The sequence below is a fragment of the Gracilibacillus salitolerans genome (genome assembly GCF_009650095.1).
GTDB lineage: Bacteria > Bacillota > Bacilli > Bacillales > Amphibacillaceae > Gracilibacillus > Gracilibacillus salitolerans.
In genome coordinates, this window is sequence record NZ_CP045915.1 from 2,661,433 (window position 1) to 2,678,582 (window position 17,150).

Sequence of the window (17,150 nt, forward strand, 5' to 3'; positions counted from 1 at the left end):
AGCGTGATTTGTCAAGTTATATATATAAAACTTAGCGATTTTCTTTAATTTTTTTTATCTCATTCATTATCGCATCTGTTACTTCTTGAGCAGAAGCCTTATTTTCTCTTAATGTCTCCATATCGACAGGCTTACCATAGATTACTTTAAGGGGTTCTTTACTTTTATAACTGCCAACAATCGCACAGGGGATTACTGTTGCCTTTGATCTTAGTGCAAAGAATCCTGCTCCCGCCAGCCCTCTTTTTAATTCACCACTTTTACTTCTCGTTCCTTCTGGGAACAACCCTAAAACATTTCCTTCTTTTAGTACTTCTAGCCCTTTTCTAAGCGCGTTACGATCATTCATTCCGCGTTTTAATACAATGGTATTTACCTTCTTTAATATAAAGCCAAATAATTTATTTTTAAATAATTCTTCTTTAGCGAGAAAATGGATTGGCCGTGGACAAGTAATTCCAACAATAGGCGGGTCGTAGTTCGAAATATGATTGGAACAAATAATGACAGGACCTTCTGTTGGAATATTTTCTGTACCTACTTCTTTTACTTTATACTTTGGTTTTAAAACAATTTTCACTACTGTTTTTGCAAATTGATAAAAACTCATATTTCTAACCCCTCATCTTTGTATTAACTAAAGATAATATTTTTTTTGCAACTTCATCAACAGATAATGAAGTCGTATCAATTTCTATCGCATCTGCCGCTTTTTTAAGTGGAGACACCTCTCGTTCTGAATCCATTTTATCTCGTTTTTCAATATCGTGTTTAATTTGTCCCAGATCTGAAGGAAATCCTTTTTGAATGTTTTCTGTATGTCTTCTTTCTGCTCGTTCTTCCACACTGGCCACCAAAAAAACTTTAACTTCTGCATCAGGAATGACTTGTGTTCCGATATCTCTTCCATCCATTACAACCGCTCGTTTTTCAGCAAGTTTTTGTTGCCTGTTCACCATTTCCTGTCTTACTTCCGAAATAGAAGCTATAGCTGAAACATTTTTGGTAACCTCTTCAGTCCTGATGGCATCCGTTACATCTTCATGATTAATAAATACTTGTTGATTGGCATTAATGTCGATAGTAATGTCATGAAGATGTTTTATAACTAATTCAGAGTTGTTAATATCAATTTGATTGTTTAATACAGAAAAAGTTAACGATCTATACATTGCACCTGTATCGATGTATATGTAACCTAATTTTTTTGCAACTTTTTTTGCTACAGTGCTTTTCCCTGCAGCAGCTGGACCATCAATGGCAATAGCAATTTCTTTCTCACTCATCCATATTCCTCCCCTTCTATGAAAGACCTTTTCTGCGCTCTTCTAATTGTTTTGTAAAGCAATATTGTACAATGGACTGCTGATCATGTGTATCCATTTCAGTAAATTTTACAGATAAAATATCTTTATCTTCTTTTCTCTCTTGTATTCGTAATGCTTCTCCAATGATATGTAAATATTCAACTTTTTTTTCTAAAGGTAATATTAACATAATATCCAGTAACTCGCCTTGTTTTATCCTATCATTTTTATCCACTAGAAGAGCCATCCCTCCACCACTAATATCGTGGGTCACAGTAGTAAAAGAATCAAACTGTTGGTCTATACTTTGCACGGAAACATCCAGCAACGCTTCAACTCGCACAAATTCTCGCCGTTGAATTTTTTGTAGATTATTTAATTCAACTGAAAGAATAAGTGTAGGTATATTTTTCACTTTAGCTTTACCGATGATCTCACTTGGAAAACTAAATACCGAATTGTTTTCTATAAAGTGAACATGAAAATGTGTGCCGACAGGAAATATGTTAGAGCGATTTGTTTCTTTATCAATTGGGTAATCAACGTATAACTTATCTTTTTTTGTTTCGATTACCCTGCATTTAGAGATTGTTCTTTCTTCTTTAATTTGCTCAAGCTGCAAAAATGTGCCGATTTTACTCAATGTTCATCCTCTTTCTCTGCAATTTTTTATAAATGATAAAATGGAGATTAGTTTCATACTTATTATCGCAAAAAAAAGAAAGAAGGAAAAGTCCTTCTTTCTCACATTTTAATATTTCATCTCTGCTTGTTTCAGTTTATCTACTCTCACTTCACTTCCATCAGAGGCATCAATGAAAATTTTGTATGTGTCTTGATCCAATGTTCCTAAAAAAACGTAAGTTAATACTTCTTCACCCATATCATCTTCAGTAATGGCCAAATGATGTTCCTGAATTTTTAAATTAGGATTTACTTTATCGCGTGCTTCTTCTTCTGATAGTTCAATTTCTTCAGGTATTTCTCTTTCTTGATAATTCTCTAAGTAATCTTTTGCAACAAAACCAAGCACTTCACCATTATCTAAAGCAACTTTGATTTGTATCGCATCTGGATAAATCCACACATTCTCATTTTGAGGCACAAATTGAAATACCCCTACATTATCATATTGGTTGCTTTCAACTAAAGCAAGATCTGTAGTGAAATCCAATTTTGATAAGTACTTTTTAGCATTTTGCATCGCCTCATGTAGACTTTTGTTTGATTCCTTTACTTCTCGATTAATCATTAAAGTTATTGGATATCCACCATTTTGGGTTACATCAATATATCCGGTTGTATCATCTTCTTTATATGATCCACTGAATAATGGAACATCAGCCCCTTTACCTGTGGAAGCAACAGTTAATTCTGTTTCGTCATCAATTCGCAGTAGTGAGCGCATTTTTTTCTTCGCTTCTTCTTCTGAGATCTTTTCATCTCCAAGTATGGAGAAACCATCTTTTTTGCTTGATGTCCCCATCATACTTGCATTCAACTTACCTTCTGAATATCCTTCTACCGTTTTTTCTACAGTCTGGAAACCATCTATAATCGTATTATCAGCTTGCTCATCGTTATTCACTAATGCTAGTTGTACATCCATCCATCTCAAATTATCATTTAATACCATACTTTGTACTTTACGTAATTCTTGTTCAATATCTCCTGATGCTTCGTAAAGAGATTCTAAAGCCTCCAATTCATCGTCAGAAAGTGGCTCTTTATCTAAATCTCTTATTGCTGCTCGATAACTAAAATCACCCATCAATTGTAAAAACTCTTCGGTCTTATTGAATGGCAGTAATGTTAGTGGCAATTGACCGACATCATTATGAGCCATAGATGTTAACCGCCATATTTCAGCCAGTTGTGGTGATAATTGATCTCTAGTATTCATCGCTAAAGTAGAACCAATTTTGTCATGTAGCAGATCTAAATTATAGGTTAAATCATGAAAAGATCGTTGATAACTATTTTCAGCTTGGATGAGAATTGCATTTTTTTCTTGGTGTTCTTGGTATCCCCATACAGAAACACCAATAACAGCAATACTTAAAATCGTAATAAGCGTCCAACGAAACATTTTTTCACCTCCAAAAAATTACATACAGAATACATGTTTTCCAATTCGTTTAATTTGTGGTCGTGACCAAATCCAGCTGGAAGTAGCAGTATCAGGATTAAAATAATATAAAGCTTCTCCAGTTGGATCCCAACCATTAATGGCGTCTAATACAGCTCTCTTTGCTGCTTCATTTGGTGTTAACCAAATTTGACCATCACTTACCGCTGTAAAGGCACGGGGTTCAAAAATCACCCCTGATACAGTATTTGGAAATGTAGAGCTTTCCACACGATTTAAAATAACAGATGCAACTGCTACTTGACCTTCATACGGTTCACCTCTAGCTTCACCATATACAGCATTTGCCATGATTTGTATATCATTTTGTGAAAATCCTTGTGGTATATTGACAGCGGTTGGTTCTAAATCTTCCTCTGTTGCTTCTGGTTGATTGTTATCTTGTTGAGCTGCTTGATTTTGATCTTGTTGTTGATTTTGTTGATTGCTACCCTGTTGACCTGCATCACCATCTTTTTGTTTTGTTGGAGATGGCTCCGTTTGTTTTTCCTTGTCCACTCCACCATAATGGGTGAACTTCTTTCCTTTTTGAATTTGCTCATGCACATAGGCTTTATCAAATTCACTTGCATTTTCCAGTTTTTTCTTTGCTTCCTGACCTGCTAATCCATCTATCTCCATACCGAATTCATATTGAAAATTACGTAACGCCCAATATGTCCCCCAACCAAAAACTCCATCAATATCACCATTATAAAAACCTAAATATTGAAGTCTCGCTTGGAGTTCAATGACGTCATCACCTGTAGCACCATGTTGTATCACTTGATTTGTAAAACCTTGAACCTGATTGTCTCTTCCATCAATGAAGAAAAAAGAACTAATGGCAAAAATGATAAGACAAATCGTTATCTTTTTTTTCATTAAAGCTACCTCCAAATTAATATCTAAGTGACATTTTGTTATGGATAGCTTTTAATAAAAATTGAAATTTATTCATTTAAAAATAGATACATTCCGAAAAAACTTATTACTTTTTTGTTTAATGAAAGATTAACCACCTATAAGTGCTCAAGAAAAATACCCGTTTCCATTAGATAAATAATGAAACGGGTATTGAAGTATAAAAGTATAAAATGAGCCACACATTCCACAAAGTGAGCCTTCCCCACTGAAAATTAGCGAATCTTATCAGGGTATTAGCTCACCTGCTCCCTCAATTAATTTCCAGGAGTTTTAATTAGCATCGTGATAAAACGCGCGGTAGCTTCTTTTTAATTACTTATTTAAACTTGTTGTTGGCTGATTTCATTAGCCACTTTTACTTTCCTAAGACTAAGTAACCATAGTATAACCATAAACGGGATGAGTCCGTATATCCATTGTTTTTGAATCGCTTCTATTATAAAATCATAAGTCCCATGTAAAAAAGTAGGTAATAATAAGGCTAATAGTAGAAAAAATACGCCATTGTTAGCTGAAAATTTTGCTCTTCCCAAATAATAACCCATTATTACTCCGAATAATGCATGAGATGATACTGGAAAAATAGCTCTACTAAAAGCAAATTCTATACCATGTGCAAATAAGTAAAGAATATTTTCAACCGTAGCAAAACCCAAACTTATAGAAACACCATATACAATCCCATCATAAACCGTATTAAATTTTGAATACTTATATGTGGTAAAAATAAAAATGAACCATTTAAAAAACTCCTCAAATAATCCATAGATGAAATATGATTGCAAAAAAGGGGTTTGCGCAATTCCCTCTTCTTGAAATGCATATTGAATAAACATAATCGGAAACACTAGTAGTGCCCCATATATAAATGTACGGAAAATTGCATTAATCGGCTCTAATTCATATTCATCTTTTAAATAAAAAAAAGATAACAATGCAAATGCCGGAGCAATGGATACTGATACGAGAGCAAACAACTGATATCACCTACTTTCTATCTCTCGATAATTATGGCATAATATCAAAAGAAAATATAAAGATAAAGAAATTAAGGTATATAAATAAAGAAAGTTGGGAACCTATTGAACAAAACGTTAATTATTCATACTGGCGGTACAATATCTATGGAAGAGAATCGAGAGGGAAATGTAGTAGAAACAGAAACACATCCCTTATCAAAAATGGAAGCATTACATTTGTTTCCCATAGAAGAAGTGAATTTATTTCATCTGCCATCACCACATATCACACCGAAGCACATGCTTGAATTAGTAGCATTTATCCAGAGAAAAATTAATACGGATAACTATAATGGCATAGTTGTAACACACGGTACTGACACGTTAGAAGAAACCTCATATTTTGTTGATCTGTGTGTAAAAACTAGTATCCCTGTTGTGTTTACAGGTGCGATGAGATCAAGTAATGAAATTGGGACGGATGGATTATATAATCTGATATGTGCCATTCGAGTAGCTTCTAATCCAAAGTCTAGTAATCGTGGTGTATTAGTTGTCATGAATGATGAAGTTCACACGGCTCAATATGTCACAAAAACTTCTACTAGTAATGTGGCAACCTTTCAAAGTCCGCAATTCGGACCAGTTGGTATGGTAACGAAACAAGATGTGTATTTTTATCAAAAAACATATCACCATGAAACCATTCCCATTCAAGGTATAACGAAAAACGTACTACTCTTGAAAGCATATGCCGGGATGTCAAATGACTTATTAAACTATATTCAACCTTCACACATGGACGGACTTATTATTGAAGCGTTAGGTCAAGGTAATGTTCCACCAGCAATCGTCCCTGCAATAAAAAAATTTATAAAACATGATATAACAGTATTATTTGTATCTCGTTGTTATAAAGGAATTGTACAACCTACCTATCAATATGAAGGTGGTGGACGTTCATTACTTGAGGATGGTGTCATCTTTGCTAATCATCTAACTGGTCCGAAAGCGCGTTTGAAACTCATGCTGCTATTGGAAAATGGCGCGTCTCATCACGAATTAATGAAAGCATTTAGAGATTAATATATTCACTTTTGAGTCTGTGACAAAAGTAGATTATCTATGAGAAAATCCGAACGATTCATTTGGATCAGATCGGATTTTCCTTTATTATAAAGACCGTCAAAGTACTTCGCTTAGTATCTGCGTCTAGTCGGGATTAGCGAAACTTATCAAGGTGTTAGCTCTCCTACTCCCACACTTAGCTTCTTTGATTTAATTAAACCTTGAAGTAGAGGTTTTAAGAACGATTAGCACCGTGATAATTTCTCTTTATTTTTTATAGAATTGGCAATTAATCCACCGTGGAAACGACCATTTTCAATAAATATTTCGTTATTATCATATCCAGCAGCAATAACACCAGCTATATAAACATTTTTGATATTTGTTTCCATGGACTCTGTTTCCAATGTTGGTCTACCTGTTTCTTGATCAATAGTAATTCCAGTCTGTTTAAGAAAGTTTTGGTTCGGTTGATAACCTGTCATAGCAAATACAAAATCATTCTTGATAGATTTCTTCTCACCATTCACTCGATAAATTACTTCATCCTTCGTTATTTCCTCAACCATTGTATTAAATTCCATCTTTACTTTACCATGCTTTACAAGAGAAGCAAATTCCGGTAAAATCCATGGTTTCACACTTGGGGAATACTCACTTCCACGATAAAGGACTGTTACATTAGCCCCAGCTTTATATAATTCGATTGTAGCATCTACTGCAGAGTTTTTTCCACCAATAACTGCCACATTTTGTTGATAAAAAGGATGTGCTTCCTTAAAATAGTGAAAAACTTTATCCAATTCTTCTCCTTTTACTCCCATATAATTCGGTTGACCATAATAACCTGTTGCAATAATACAATATTTTGTTTGATACGAGTTTGTTTCCTTATATTGATTTTTCGTTTCTAATTGAAAACCATCAGTTGTTTTTTCCATTTTTATAACTTCTTCAAAGCTATGGATTCTTAACTTCTTCCGAATTGCGACCGAACGGTAATAAGCTAACGCTTGGTTTCTAACAGGTTTATTTTTTTCTGTAACAAACGCTACATCACCTATTTCCAATTTATCACTTGAACTGAAAAAGGTTTGATGGGTTGGATATTGATAAATGGAATCTACGATATTCCCTTTTTCAATAATCAATGGATCTATACCAATATTTTGTAATTCAATTGCCGCAGACATGCCACATGGTCCTGCACCAATTACAATCACTTTTTCTTGTTGCATAAAACGATACACTCCTTCAACACTTTACATATTTATGTATGTCTTAAATCCAGCCTCGGAAACGTACAGCTTCAGCTTGATTTTTTAAACCAATCATATAACTGGCCATATATATATTAACATTTTTATTTTCAGAAACATAGCAAACTTGTTTGATCGCTTGATTGATAATATTTATAAATTTTTTCTCCACTTCATCTTCGGTGTACTTTATTCCTTGTTTATATTCTAGCCATTCCAAGTAAGCATAGACAATTCCACCCGTAGTAGTGAGAACCTCAGGAATCACATCTACATTCTTTTCGATGAAGATATCCAATGCGCGTTTATCAATCGATTCGTTAATGGTTTCGAGGATGCTTTCTGCGCGCATATATCTTGCAAGATCTGATGTGATCTGTTCTCCTTTGGCTGTAAGAACTAACATATCGCACTCTTTTTGTAAAAATTCCTCGATACTAATACGATCTGGAAAGGCTTTTGTTACCAAACCGAAACTATCTTTTCTCTTTAGAATATTTGGTATATCTAACCCTTCAGGATCATACAATGCGCCTTGAGGATCTGATAAACCTATTATTTTATGACCCAATGCATATAATTGATGTGCAATATACCCTCCAATTTGACCTACACCATGAATCATAATACCTTTAGTTTGCTTTTGATTTAATTCGGTCTGTATGGAACGAATCGTAGCAATAATCCCTTTCTCAATTGCTAATTCTTTATCCTTAATCCCACCTAATACATATGGTTTACCTGCTATAAAATTAGGATCTGATCCAGTATTTAACTGACTATATTCATCCATCATCCATGCCATAATCTGTGGGTTTACTGAGGCATCGGAAGATAGAATATCCGTATCAGGTCCAATTACTCTCTGAATAGCACGTACATAACCTCGACATAGTTTTTCTAACTCCCGATAAGATAATTCTCTAACATCACACATCACACCGCCACTACTACCTCCAACAGGAATTTGCATATTACTCGTCTTGACACTTCTCAATATAGCTAATTGTGATACCTCTTCTTCTGTTAAATTCGGTCTAAAGTGCACATTACCTTGTGTCATTCCAAATACATCATGGTGTACAGCTCGATACCCAGTAAATATTTTCACAGAATCATCATCCATTCTGACCGGAAACCTGACTTTCATTGCTTTAGCTGGTTCTTTTAATAAATGAAATATTTCATTAGGATAACCTAATTGTTTTAAAAGGTGCTCCATCATTTCTTGTAAATGCTTATATCCTTTTACCATTCTGTCACTCCTCTATTTTTTACATACTAAAATAGTATACAATGATCTATTTATAATGTGAAATTTACAAATAGATCAACGTTGATATGTAATAGGACATGATGCCTGCTCCATACAATGAAAGTGAAGGAAAGATTTTTTTAGAAAGGAGAAAATCATGACTTTTACTCAAAGCAAATGTTACTCCCCGTTCGTAAGTAGGTTTGATCCTTGTAAACCAGTCTTAATGAAGTGTTATTCTACTCCACCTAATTTATATATAGGTTTTCAGCCGAATAATGCAGAACAATTTCCGACTGCTAAAGAAGCGCTTTATGCAGGAACATTATGGACCTGTTTGTATGATCCATATTATTCGAAAAGGGGTGAATCAAGCGAATGACACAGCAGAAGCCATTACCAGACAGTTATTATCAATTAATGGAACAAATTCAAGCTGTAGATTTTGTCTTAGTAGAGTTAACTTTATACCTTGATACACATCCCCATGACTTAGATGCTATTAAACAATTTAATCAAGCAGCTTATGAGAGTAGACAATTGAAAAATCAATTTGAAGAACAATTTGGTCCTCTTATGCAATATGGTCAAAGTTATTCCAGCTATCCATGGAATTGGAAAGAAGCACCTTGGCCTTGGCAAGTATAAAAAGGGAGGAATATCAGAGATGTGGTATTACGAGAAAAAATTGCAATATCCGGTTAAGGTAAGTGAATGCAATCCAATGTTAGCTAAATATTTAATCGAACAATATGGAGGAGCAGATGGAGAACTATCCGCTGCTTTACGCTACTTAAATCAACGTTATACCATACCAGACAAAGTGGTTGGTTTATTAAATGATATTGGCACGGAAGAATTTGCTCATTTAGAAATGATTGCTACCATGATTTATAAACTAACAAAGGATGCTACTCCAGAGCAATTGGAAGCTGCGGGCTTAGGCGCTCACTTCGTTAATCACGACCATGCGTTATACTATCAGAACGCTGCTGGTTCACCATGGACCGCAACATATATCCAAGCTAAAGGTGATCCGATTGCCGATCTGTATGAGGATATTGCTGCAGAAGAAAAAGCCCGTGCAACATATCAATGGATTATCGATATATCTGACGACCCCTTTATTAATGATTCTTTAAAATTTTTACGCGAAAGAGAAATTGTCCACTCCCAACGATTCCATGAAGCAGTCGAAATATTAAAAGAAGAACGTGATCGCAAAAAAGTATTTTAATAGTTGGGGTAATACATCACCCTCGTTACGCTCAAATGTAACGGGGGTTATATGATTTTTCGCTAATTTAAGGAATTAATTTTCTTCAACAATTGGAATAACAATTTCTTCACCAACGATTAAATTATTTTTTATTATATTGGCATCCATAATATGTTTTACAAAGTTTGTATTCCTGTAATATTTTTCAGAAATAGAAAATAACGTATCCATTCGTTCTACTTCATGAATAATAATATCCGAATCATTTACTTCCCCCTTATCAGAGGAATTCGCTTTAATGTATACCTGTTCAGCAATGTGATCACCTTCCTCAGGTTCTGCTGATGATAAATATTCTTCGCCCCAAAGATTAACTGTTAATAATAAGAGTATGATCACAATAAACAATATTAAAATAAAGCGTATGAATGGAAAAGATATTTTCCATTTAGACTTCGTTTTTCTACTCTGATGCACCTCACTCCTAGGAGGTAATGAATGTACATCATCGTAGTTCGTTTGTTGCTGTTCAACTTGATTTCTTAAAGATGCAGCCTGGTCATCTCTTTGATCATGATGCATGGCGAAACCTCCCTGTCCTAATTAACAAAGCCAATATAACATCCACAAGAAAATGTAGTGTGATGACAACGCTAAGATTGCTTGTCCAATGAAAAACAAAACCTATCCAAAAACTCAATCCAATAATCGCAATAAAAAGTACCACTTTTGATAAATATCTAATATGAACGACTGCAAAAAGTATACTTGCTATCAGTATACCAAAATTTGTTTGGATAACACCTCTAAATAGCAACTCTTCCACTGAAGCAATGAAGAAACATAATAAAATGATTTCGATGTAAGTTCCTTCTTCGAATATTTTCTGATTAATACCGCCATCATCCCACCATTTTTTCGGAAAGAATTTCATTAATAGTAAATCCAGTAACACTAATACAAAAGCGGACAAAACACCAAATATGAACCAATCGTAAAAATCCCAAAAGAATAATGAAGATATGGCTTGCTGATCATCTAATAAAAAATAAGCTAAAATAATTGCTAACAGCGCTAATAACCCTTGAGATATCCATACTTGTTGTTTCAATTGTTTACTTGATAGTAGTTTGATAAGTTCTGCTTGGCTTTTTTTATGCATCTTATTCTCCTTGATATAATATCTCTTTCAAACTGGTTTGCCAATCTTGATTACTAAGATTACTCTGTTCAAAAATTGGCCGCCAGTTCTCCCATTGAAAGTCACAATAATCACAACACATATTCGTCGGTTTTTGAATATGATCCTGGAAGTGTGTAAACAGTGCTTTTCTTCTACAACCTGTAGTATGAAGCCATTGTAACATTTCTTTTAATTTATTATATTTGTATTTATAACGTTTTTCTATTGTTTCTTGCAATGTAATAACAGCATCCTGATATGGAATCTTTGCTATATTAAATCGTTCATTTTCTACTATCTTAAGTTTTTCTATTTGGTATCGAAAAAACCTCCAATAAGGCTCTACATCATTGGCTTTCAACATAAACTCCTCTTTCAAATCTTCTACAGAAACATCATTATTGTAAATCTGACGTAACATTTGCTTAATAACACCCATGTCAGGTAATTCTGAATCGAGTAACCGTTGTGGAATGATGTGATCATACTCATGATAGAGTGTTACACTAACAGATTCCTGACCATTTCTTCCTGCTCTACCTATTTCCTGTATAAATGATTCGATTTGAGATGGAAAATGATAATGAATCACTAATTGGATATCTTTCTTATTAATGCCCATTCCAAAAGCATTTGTACAACAAATTACATCCAATTGCTTGTTCATAAATTGTTGTTGAATCAACAAACGATCCTGATTATCTAAGCCTCCATGATAATAAGCGATATTGCGATCATGTACTTTTGCTTGCAATATCGCTGCTACTCTTGCCGCTTCTTCTCTACTGGAAAAATAAATTAAGGAAGGTACAGTGAAGTGCTGGATTATCTCTACAAGTTTATCTTCCTTCTCCTTCAAATGATTTACCTGTTCCACTACCAAAGAGATATTAGGCTTATCCATTGGGTAGATGAATTTTTCTACATCAGGTATTTGTAATGCTTCCATAATATCTTGTTGGACATCAGGTGTTGCTGTTGCTGTAAGTGCTAGTAATGGTGGTTTATCTAATAATTGGTGAGCATGCTTTATTCTTAGATAATCTGGGCGGAATTCGTGACCCCATTGTGATATACAATGGGCTTCATCGACTACAAATAAGCTAATCTTGAGAGATTTTATTCTAGATAGTATCCGCTTACTCTGAAGCATTTCCGGTGACAAATATAGTAATTTATAGGAGCCCATTTGTTGTAAGAGTGTTTCTCTTTCTTGATAGGACAGCATACTATTTAGCGCAGCTACCTTTTTAAATCCAGTGGCCTTTAGCTGTTTTACCTGATCAGTCATTAATGATAGTAAAGGTGATACAACAATTACGGTTCCTGATAACATCATGGCTGGTAATTGATAGCAAATAGATTTACCTGTTCCGGTTGGCAAGACTGCAAAGGCATTACGCTTATTCAGAACAGCCTCTATTATTTCTTTTTGCCCTAGTCGGAATGTCGAAAAACCAAAATAGGCTTGTAAATACTGTTCTAGTTGTGGTTTAGACATAATGATTCCCCCTAATATTCTCTTGCCTACCTAAGGCTATCACCAGTTTAATTTGAAAATAGCTAATCGATTCTGGAAGTTCATTCTTGATATCCTTTAATTTTTTCGATTGCTGCATTGTTAATGTATTGCTAACCAATTGATATTGTTGATCAGTAATATATTCGGACCAATTCAATTCCTTGTAAATATATGCGATTTCGACTATATGATCCATTATTGTATTTCCTTTTAAATTGCGAACATTAGCAATTTCGTCAATTGATAGTCCTTGTTGCAAATAATAGAATGTCCGATTTGTTGAATCACTTAATAACATATTATTTTTATGAACAGGATACAAATGTGGCAGAAACGTAAGATTGCGGTTCGTTTCAATTGCTTTACATATAGCGTGAGTAATGTTCATGAAAGACAAATAAACATCATGAGTTGTCATTTGATATTTCTTAGCAATCTGGTATCTGCTAAGCCCTACTTTTTTTAATGAGGTTAAACTATCAACAAACACCTCTGCATGACTGTCTGGAAAAGTCTCTAATATAATGACTAAATCTTGATAAATACACTTCAATATTCTGTCTGTACCAAGTTGCTGTTGTTTGTTCCATACTTTTTTTACAAATTGCTGGGTTTCGACATTATCTATGATTGGTATAAACCGTTGTTCTTTCTGATGTAAGTGAGTCAAGGTTTGAATAAATAGTAGTAAATTTTTTGAAAATAGAGCTGCTGTTTGATGAAATTCCAGACCGTTTAGATGGATATATTGCTCCTCTTTTTCTTTAAGCATATGATAATAATTCTGTCCTTTATCAGTAATATGTACGGTCTGATGATCATGATTTAATGTAATCAGTTGCTCATGACTTAATCGTTGGATTTCCTTATTGAATCTTTCTCTCGTTAATGCTTTATATACGCCGAAATAGTTAGTTAAACCAAATAAGTTGCTATCTTGTATCGTTTGAGTAGATTTCTTCGCTGTTAACAAGTGAAAAATATTATATACTGTTCGTTCACCATTTAACTTTATGATACTATCTAATAATATACTTTCAAACATGTGAACACCTCAATTTAAACTATATATATTTTAACAATTATTTTGAGATTTGAATACAACATCATTGTAACTTACGAAAGTATTTGATAATCTTATAACTAGAATTAAGAAAGTAAAGGAAGTGGCGATTGATGCCATATTATACGTGGATAGATAAAGAAACATGTATTGCATGCGGAGTATGTGGTGCAACCGCTCCTGATCTATTTGATTATGACGACGAAGGTGTCGCATACAGCAAACTCGATAATAACAAAGGCGAGAAAGCAGTGCCATTTGATTCCGAAGAAGATCTTTTAGATGCACACGAAAGCTGTCCAACAGAATCAGTAAAAATAGACCACAAAGAATAGGGAGTGTTACAACCCTATTCTTTGTTTTTTGTATAGAACCCAAACATATAAAAATTATCTATAACCAAAATGGAGGAAAGCTTCATTCAAAATTTATTTCATTAGTTCGCAGTTTTTATCTAGTGCGAATAAGGATTGGGTGGATAATGCTTGGTTTTTCTCAGGAAAATGAGTTGCTTTTTACAGCCTCTAATTAGGGACTTAGCTTTGAAAAGTATATTTTATTACTACAATTTACTGAATAATATTAATTTGATCGGTAGTTTGAATTGGTTCTGTTAAATCATACCTACCAATTTGGTCGATACCGATACTAAAAAGCACTTCCTGATATCCATAAGTGGCTGCACTAGCTAGTATCGCTTCAATCATTTGAACAGTACGTTGATTCTCTCCAATTTGGTCAGATGACAGCGAAACAAATACCTCATCAGCCGTATGATCTTCCGTCTCAATCACCGTATCTTCCGGTATGGAAGACTGCACATTAAATTCCGGTGCCGGTTTTTTCATTTCTTCTAAAGCAGCAGTTAGCGTCTTAAATGTACCGTCGGTTTTGGCAGCAAGCAATAAATCAGACCCTTCACTGTATTGATATACTTTATAAGGTATTTGTTTTATTGAACTTAGTGGGTAAAGGTTATTGTTCATAGCTCCTTCATTTAAAATAGGATGATGATTCTCAAATTGAACTTCCTCAATCCCTAATGGTCGAAACATAAACATTAAAACCTTTTCGAAACTGCTGTAATTACTTCCACTAGGCTGCAATGCAAAGGAATCTGTAAATGTTGCACTTACTTCTTGCTGATCTCTTTCAAATTGTATATCACGTATTCCGATATCATACAAGCCGTTTTCTTCTAAATCAATATACTCGTTAATTTGACGATAAGAAAAGTTACTGTTCAAGATGGTAATTGGAACAATGTGTTGTGCTTGTTCTGTCAGAAACGCCATATAACTTGCGGATTGTGCATCTTCCATATCAATTAGATAACGATATTCTTCATTTATATTGTCTTGCAATTCCGCTTTGTTATAAATATCTGCTTCTTCTGTTATTGATGTTTCACCATCACTATTATCAAAAGTATCCACGTTTGATTCATCAGCCATATCAGAAGATGATTGATCATAACTCCTTGAGAAGTCTTGCCCCTGTATAATGACGAAAATTAACAATGCTGCACAAACAGTTGCAACCATCGGGATCCAAACAAATGATCGTTTTTTCTGAGAAGATACTTTATCTTGATTCATTTTAGATTCAATTTGACTATAAATCTCCTCTTTAGTACGTTTATCTTCCATTTTAGGTAATTTACGTAGTTGTTCTTTTATCTGTTCATCATTTAACTTATGATTCTTCATGATAGCCTTCCTCCTCTCTAAACGAGGTCACCATACATTGTTTTAGAACATTTAGTGCACGATGCTGAGTAGTTTTTACTTTACTCGTAGACCAATCTAATATTTCTGCCGTCTCTTTTATATTAAAATCTTGGATATAACGTAATATAATGACTTGTTTTTGATCATTTGTACAGCGTTCCATACAATTGTAAATCTGCTTCATTTGGTCATCTAACATTACATATTCTTCTGGTTCCTGATGATCAGATTTAAGTTGCTCTCCTTCTTCTCCCCAATTAAAGAATTCTAAGAATTTATTTCTTTTTCTTTTTAACTGGCGAAAATAATCAAAAGTGACATGCCTTGCAATCGAAAAAAGCCATGTTTTTTCCGAACTTTCACCTTTAAAATTCTGATACGAACGTAAGACCTTTATATAGACTTCCTGAACAATATCTTCTGTTTGTTGTTTATCTTTTACCATATAAAATATAAATTGAAATAAATCATGATGATAATTGTCATATAGTTCCTCAAAAGTGGTCTTCACCTCAAGACCCCCTTACCTTATACTATTTGTCGAAAATTATATTGAAAGGTTACACTTCTTCTTTAAAATATCTATACAAAACTAAAATACCACAGCAATCAATACTGTGGTAGTAATTTATCAAAATAAACGGTTAGTATGCTGAAATACTCTCACTAATATCGGATATAAAAGGATCATAAATATAACATTTCCAATTGCATGAGCGATATCAAAGGTGATACCAGCTAAGTAGTAAGCGACAAAATTGCCAGCAAACGTGAAAGTACCTAAATTGACAATCAATCCATAAATAAATGCTGACACAAATGCAAAAATAGTTAACAAGAACTTGCGTTTTTTTCTGTTATATCTTCCTATAATTCCAGCTATAACTCCTATTACCGCCCATGCAATCATTTGCCAAATCGTCCAAATCCCCATACCTAAAAAGAGATTTGTAATGTAGGTTGTCACTATGGCGATACAAATAGCTGGTAATACACCTACTAATGCACCAGTAATGATTATAATGGCAGTTACAGGTTGTATATTTGGTATAAATTGGAATACTATTCTTCCTATAACACAAACAGCTGCTATCAGTGATATAAGTGTAAGTTTATAGGTACTCAACGTATCACTCTATTACTTGAAGATCAAAGGTTATATGATCTTCATCCTCTACTTCATAATCAGCAATTCCCTCATTTACCATTTCGCCGTTTGCTTCATATGTCCAGAAGATGCTTTCATCAGTGTCTTGCTGATAACCTTCAATGGCAGTCAGAAAGCCATCGTCAGTTACTTTCACATCATAATTGTTTTCCAAGATAGTTAGTAAGGGTGTTCCTGATTGAACAGTAAAATCATCATCGCTGATCGTTGTATTTGTTGTTTGATCTGTAATGGTTAATGAGATAGATACTTCCTCATCTGTCGCTGATGTATTTCCACAAGCTGTCATTACTATCGCTAAAATAGTAATAATAAATATTTTTTTGATTTGTTTCATGTTTTCATTCTCCTCAATTTTGTAA

General features: G+C 33.9%; 21 protein-coding genes. 5 read left to right on the forward strand and 16 right to left on the reverse strand.

The annotated features are described in order from the left end of the window. Nucleotides 1-31 precede the first annotated feature (31 nt). From GI584_RS12525 to prsW, 6 genes are all read right to left on the reverse strand, one after another. Entirely contained in the window at nt 32-610 is a 579-nt protein-coding gene (locus tag GI584_RS12525) for a lysophospholipid acyltransferase family protein (RefSeq protein ID WP_100360345.1), read from the reverse strand. Nucleotides 611-614: 4 nt separating this feature from the next. Beyond that, on the reverse strand, nt 615-1,286 hold the full coding sequence (cmk, locus tag GI584_RS12530; protein ID WP_100360344.1) for a (d)CMP kinase: 672 nt from the start codon (nt 1,284-1,286) through the stop codon (nt 615-617). A gap of 16 nt (nt 1,287-1,302) precedes the next feature. After that, the gene (locus tag GI584_RS12535) at nt 1,303-1,950 is read right to left on the reverse strand and encodes a flagellar brake protein (protein ID WP_153791438.1); all 648 of its coding nucleotides are present in this window, start codon (nt 1,948-1,950) and stop codon (nt 1,303-1,305) included. Between the two features lie 108 nt (nt 1,951-2,058). Then, complete coding sequence (gene ypeB / locus GI584_RS12540; RefSeq protein WP_100360342.1) at nt 2,059-3,396, reverse strand: germination protein YpeB; 1,338 nt, start codon at nt 3,394-3,396, stop codon at nt 2,059-2,061. A gap of 18 nt (nt 3,397-3,414) precedes the next feature. Further along, on the reverse strand, nt 3,415-4,320 hold the full coding sequence (sleB, locus tag GI584_RS12545; protein WP_100360341.1) for a spore cortex-lytic enzyme: 906 nt from the start codon (nt 4,318-4,320) through the stop codon (nt 3,415-3,417). A gap of 362 nt (nt 4,321-4,682) precedes the next feature. After that, a complete protein-coding gene (gene prsW, locus GI584_RS12550; RefSeq protein WP_100360340.1) occupies nt 4,683-5,339 on the reverse strand; it encodes a glutamic-type intramembrane protease PrsW in 657 nt (218 codons plus the stop codon). Nucleotides 5,340-5,444: 105 nt separating this feature from the next. Between prsW and GI584_RS12555 the strand changes: the two genes are divergently transcribed. Continuing rightward, on the forward strand, nt 5,445-6,407 hold the full coding sequence (locus GI584_RS12555) for an asparaginase (RefSeq protein ID WP_153791439.1): 963 nt from the start codon (nt 5,445-5,447) through the stop codon (nt 6,405-6,407). 227 nt (nt 6,408-6,634) lie between these two features. Here the strand turns inward: GI584_RS12555 and GI584_RS12560 are convergent, their stop codons facing one another. Next, nucleotides 6,635-7,627 (reverse strand): YpdA family putative bacillithiol disulfide reductase, encoded by a 993-nt coding sequence (locus GI584_RS12560; protein WP_153791440.1) that lies wholly within the window; start codon nt 7,625-7,627, stop codon nt 6,635-6,637. A gap of 43 nt (nt 7,628-7,670) precedes the next feature. Beyond that, nucleotides 7,671-8,903, reverse strand: a complete 1,233-nt coding sequence (locus GI584_RS12565) for a Glu/Leu/Phe/Val family dehydrogenase (RefSeq protein WP_153791441.1) — start codon at nt 8,901-8,903, stop codon at nt 7,671-7,673. 157 nt (nt 8,904-9,060) lie between these two features. On the opposite strand from GI584_RS12565, the gene GI584_RS12570 reads away from it, so the two are divergent. The 3 genes from GI584_RS12570 to GI584_RS12580 are packed head-to-tail and all read left to right on the forward strand — an operon-like array spanning nt 9,061 to nt 10,140. Continuing rightward, complete coding sequence (locus GI584_RS12570; RefSeq protein WP_100360336.1) at nt 9,061-9,285, forward strand: spore coat associated protein CotJA; 225 nt, start codon at nt 9,061-9,063, stop codon at nt 9,283-9,285. Next, nucleotides 9,282-9,551 (forward strand): spore coat protein CotJB, encoded by a 270-nt coding sequence (locus GI584_RS12575; RefSeq protein WP_100360335.1) that lies wholly within the window; start codon nt 9,282-9,284, stop codon nt 9,549-9,551. Before GI584_RS12570 ends, GI584_RS12575 begins: the two co-directional genes overlap by 4 nt. Nucleotides 9,552-9,570: 19 nt before the next feature. Beyond that, nucleotides 9,571-10,140, forward strand: coding sequence for a manganese catalase family protein (locus tag GI584_RS12580; RefSeq protein WP_100360334.1), 570 nt, complete (start codon nt 9,571-9,573; stop codon nt 10,138-10,140). 75 nt (nt 10,141-10,215) lie between these two features. On the opposite strand, the gene GI584_RS12585 is transcribed toward GI584_RS12580, so the two are convergent. The 4 genes from GI584_RS12585 to GI584_RS12600 are packed head-to-tail and all read right to left on the reverse strand — an operon-like array spanning nt 10,216 to nt 13,872. Continuing rightward, nucleotides 10,216-10,704, reverse strand: a complete 489-nt coding sequence (locus tag GI584_RS12585; RefSeq protein WP_153791442.1) for a LysM peptidoglycan-binding domain-containing protein — start codon at nt 10,702-10,704, stop codon at nt 10,216-10,218. Then, entirely contained in the window at nt 10,694-11,284 is a 591-nt protein-coding gene (locus tag GI584_RS12590) for a CPBP family intramembrane glutamic endopeptidase (protein WP_153791443.1), read from the reverse strand. The genes GI584_RS12585 and GI584_RS12590 overlap by 11 nt, the downstream gene beginning before the upstream one ends. Nucleotide 11,285: 1 nt before the next feature. Then, nucleotides 11,286-12,806: a RecQ family ATP-dependent DNA helicase gene (locus tag GI584_RS12595; RefSeq protein WP_153791444.1), complete on the reverse strand. Its 1,521-nt coding sequence runs from the start codon at nt 12,804-12,806 to the stop codon at nt 11,286-11,288. After that, complete coding sequence (locus GI584_RS12600) at nt 12,799-13,872, reverse strand: YpbB family protein (RefSeq protein ID WP_153791445.1); 1,074 nt, start codon at nt 13,870-13,872, stop codon at nt 12,799-12,801. The genes GI584_RS12595 and GI584_RS12600 overlap by 8 nt, the downstream gene beginning before the upstream one ends. Before the next feature lie 131 nt (nt 13,873-14,003). Here GI584_RS12600 and GI584_RS12605 point away from each other — a divergent pair, with 131 nt between their 5' ends. Beyond that, a complete protein-coding gene (locus GI584_RS12605) occupies nt 14,004-14,225 on the forward strand; it encodes a ferredoxin (RefSeq protein WP_153791446.1) in 222 nt (73 codons plus the stop codon). A 234-nt stretch (nt 14,226-14,459) separates the two neighbouring features. Here the strand turns inward: GI584_RS12605 and GI584_RS12610 are convergent, their stop codons facing one another. The 4 genes from GI584_RS12610 to GI584_RS12625 all read right to left on the reverse strand — a co-directional run bounded on the left by GI584_RS12610 (nt 14,460) and on the right by GI584_RS12625 (nt 17,125). Beyond that, the gene (locus GI584_RS12610; RefSeq protein WP_153791447.1) at nt 14,460-15,599 is read right to left on the reverse strand and encodes a GerMN domain-containing protein; all 1,140 of its coding nucleotides are present in this window, start codon (nt 15,597-15,599) and stop codon (nt 14,460-14,462) included. Continuing rightward, nucleotides 15,586-16,131, reverse strand: a complete 546-nt coding sequence (locus tag GI584_RS12615; protein ID WP_100360327.1) for an RNA polymerase sigma factor SigX — start codon at nt 16,129-16,131, stop codon at nt 15,586-15,588. Before GI584_RS12615 ends, GI584_RS12610 begins: the two co-directional genes overlap by 14 nt. A gap of 120 nt (nt 16,132-16,251) precedes the next feature. Further along, nucleotides 16,252-16,746 carry an ECF transporter S component gene (locus GI584_RS12620; protein ID WP_100360326.1) on the reverse strand — a complete coding sequence of 165 codons (495 nt, stop codon included), beginning with the start codon at nt 16,744-16,746 and terminating at the stop codon, nt 16,252-16,254. A 4-nt stretch (nt 16,747-16,750) separates the two neighbouring features. Further along, nucleotides 16,751-17,125 carry a DUF4430 domain-containing protein gene (locus tag GI584_RS12625; RefSeq protein WP_100360325.1) on the reverse strand — a complete coding sequence of 125 codons (375 nt, stop codon included), beginning with the start codon at nt 17,123-17,125 and terminating at the stop codon, nt 16,751-16,753. Nucleotides 17,126-17,150 lie beyond the last annotated feature (25 nt).

Coding starts and splice junctions, on each gene's coding strand:
- ypeB (WP_100360342.1), bottom strand. CDS start 3,396: ATGTTTCGTTGGACGCTTATTACGATTTTAAGTATTGCTGTTATTGGT.
- GI584_RS12585 (WP_153791442.1), bottom strand. CDS start 10,704: ATGCATCATGATCAAAGAGATGACCAGGCTGCATCTTTAAGAAATCAA.
- GI584_RS12560 (WP_153791440.1), bottom strand. CDS start 7,627: ATGCAACAAGAAAAAGTGATTGTAATTGGTGCAGGACCATGTGGCATG.
- GI584_RS12580 (WP_100360334.1), top strand. CDS start 9,571: ATGTGGTATTACGAGAAAAAATTGCAATATCCGGTTAAGGTAAGTGAA.
- GI584_RS12595 (WP_153791444.1), bottom strand. CDS start 12,806: ATGTCTAAACCACAACTAGAACAGTATTTACAAGCCTATTTTGGTTTT.
- GI584_RS12525 (WP_100360345.1), bottom strand. CDS start 610: ATGAGTTTTTATCAATTTGCAAAAACAGTAGTGAAAATTGTTTTAAAA.
- GI584_RS12625 (WP_100360325.1), bottom strand. CDS start 17,125: ATGAAACAAATCAAAAAAATATTTATTATTACTATTTTAGCGATAGTA.
- GI584_RS12570 (WP_100360336.1), top strand. CDS start 9,061: ATGACTTTTACTCAAAGCAAATGTTACTCCCCGTTCGTAAGTAGGTTT.
- GI584_RS12605 (WP_153791446.1), top strand. CDS start 14,004: ATGCCATATTATACGTGGATAGATAAAGAAACATGTATTGCATGCGGA.
- GI584_RS12610 (WP_153791447.1), bottom strand. CDS start 15,599: ATGAAGAATCATAAGTTAAATGATGAACAGATAAAAGAACAACTACGT.
- GI584_RS12575 (WP_100360335.1), top strand. CDS start 9,282: ATGACACAGCAGAAGCCATTACCAGACAGTTATTATCAATTAATGGAA.
- GI584_RS12565 (WP_153791441.1), bottom strand. CDS start 8,903: ATGGTAAAAGGATATAAGCATTTACAAGAAATGATGGAGCACCTTTTA.
- GI584_RS12600 (WP_153791445.1), bottom strand. CDS start 13,872: ATGTTTGAAAGTATATTATTAGATAGTATCATAAAGTTAAATGGTGAA.
- GI584_RS12590 (WP_153791443.1), bottom strand. CDS start 11,284: ATGCATAAAAAAAGCCAAGCAGAACTTATCAAACTACTATCAAGTAAA.
- sleB (WP_100360341.1), bottom strand. CDS start 4,320: ATGAAAAAAAAGATAACGATTTGTCTTATCATTTTTGCCATTAGTTCT.
- cmk (WP_100360344.1), bottom strand. CDS start 1,286: ATGAGTGAGAAAGAAATTGCTATTGCCATTGATGGTCCAGCTGCTGCA.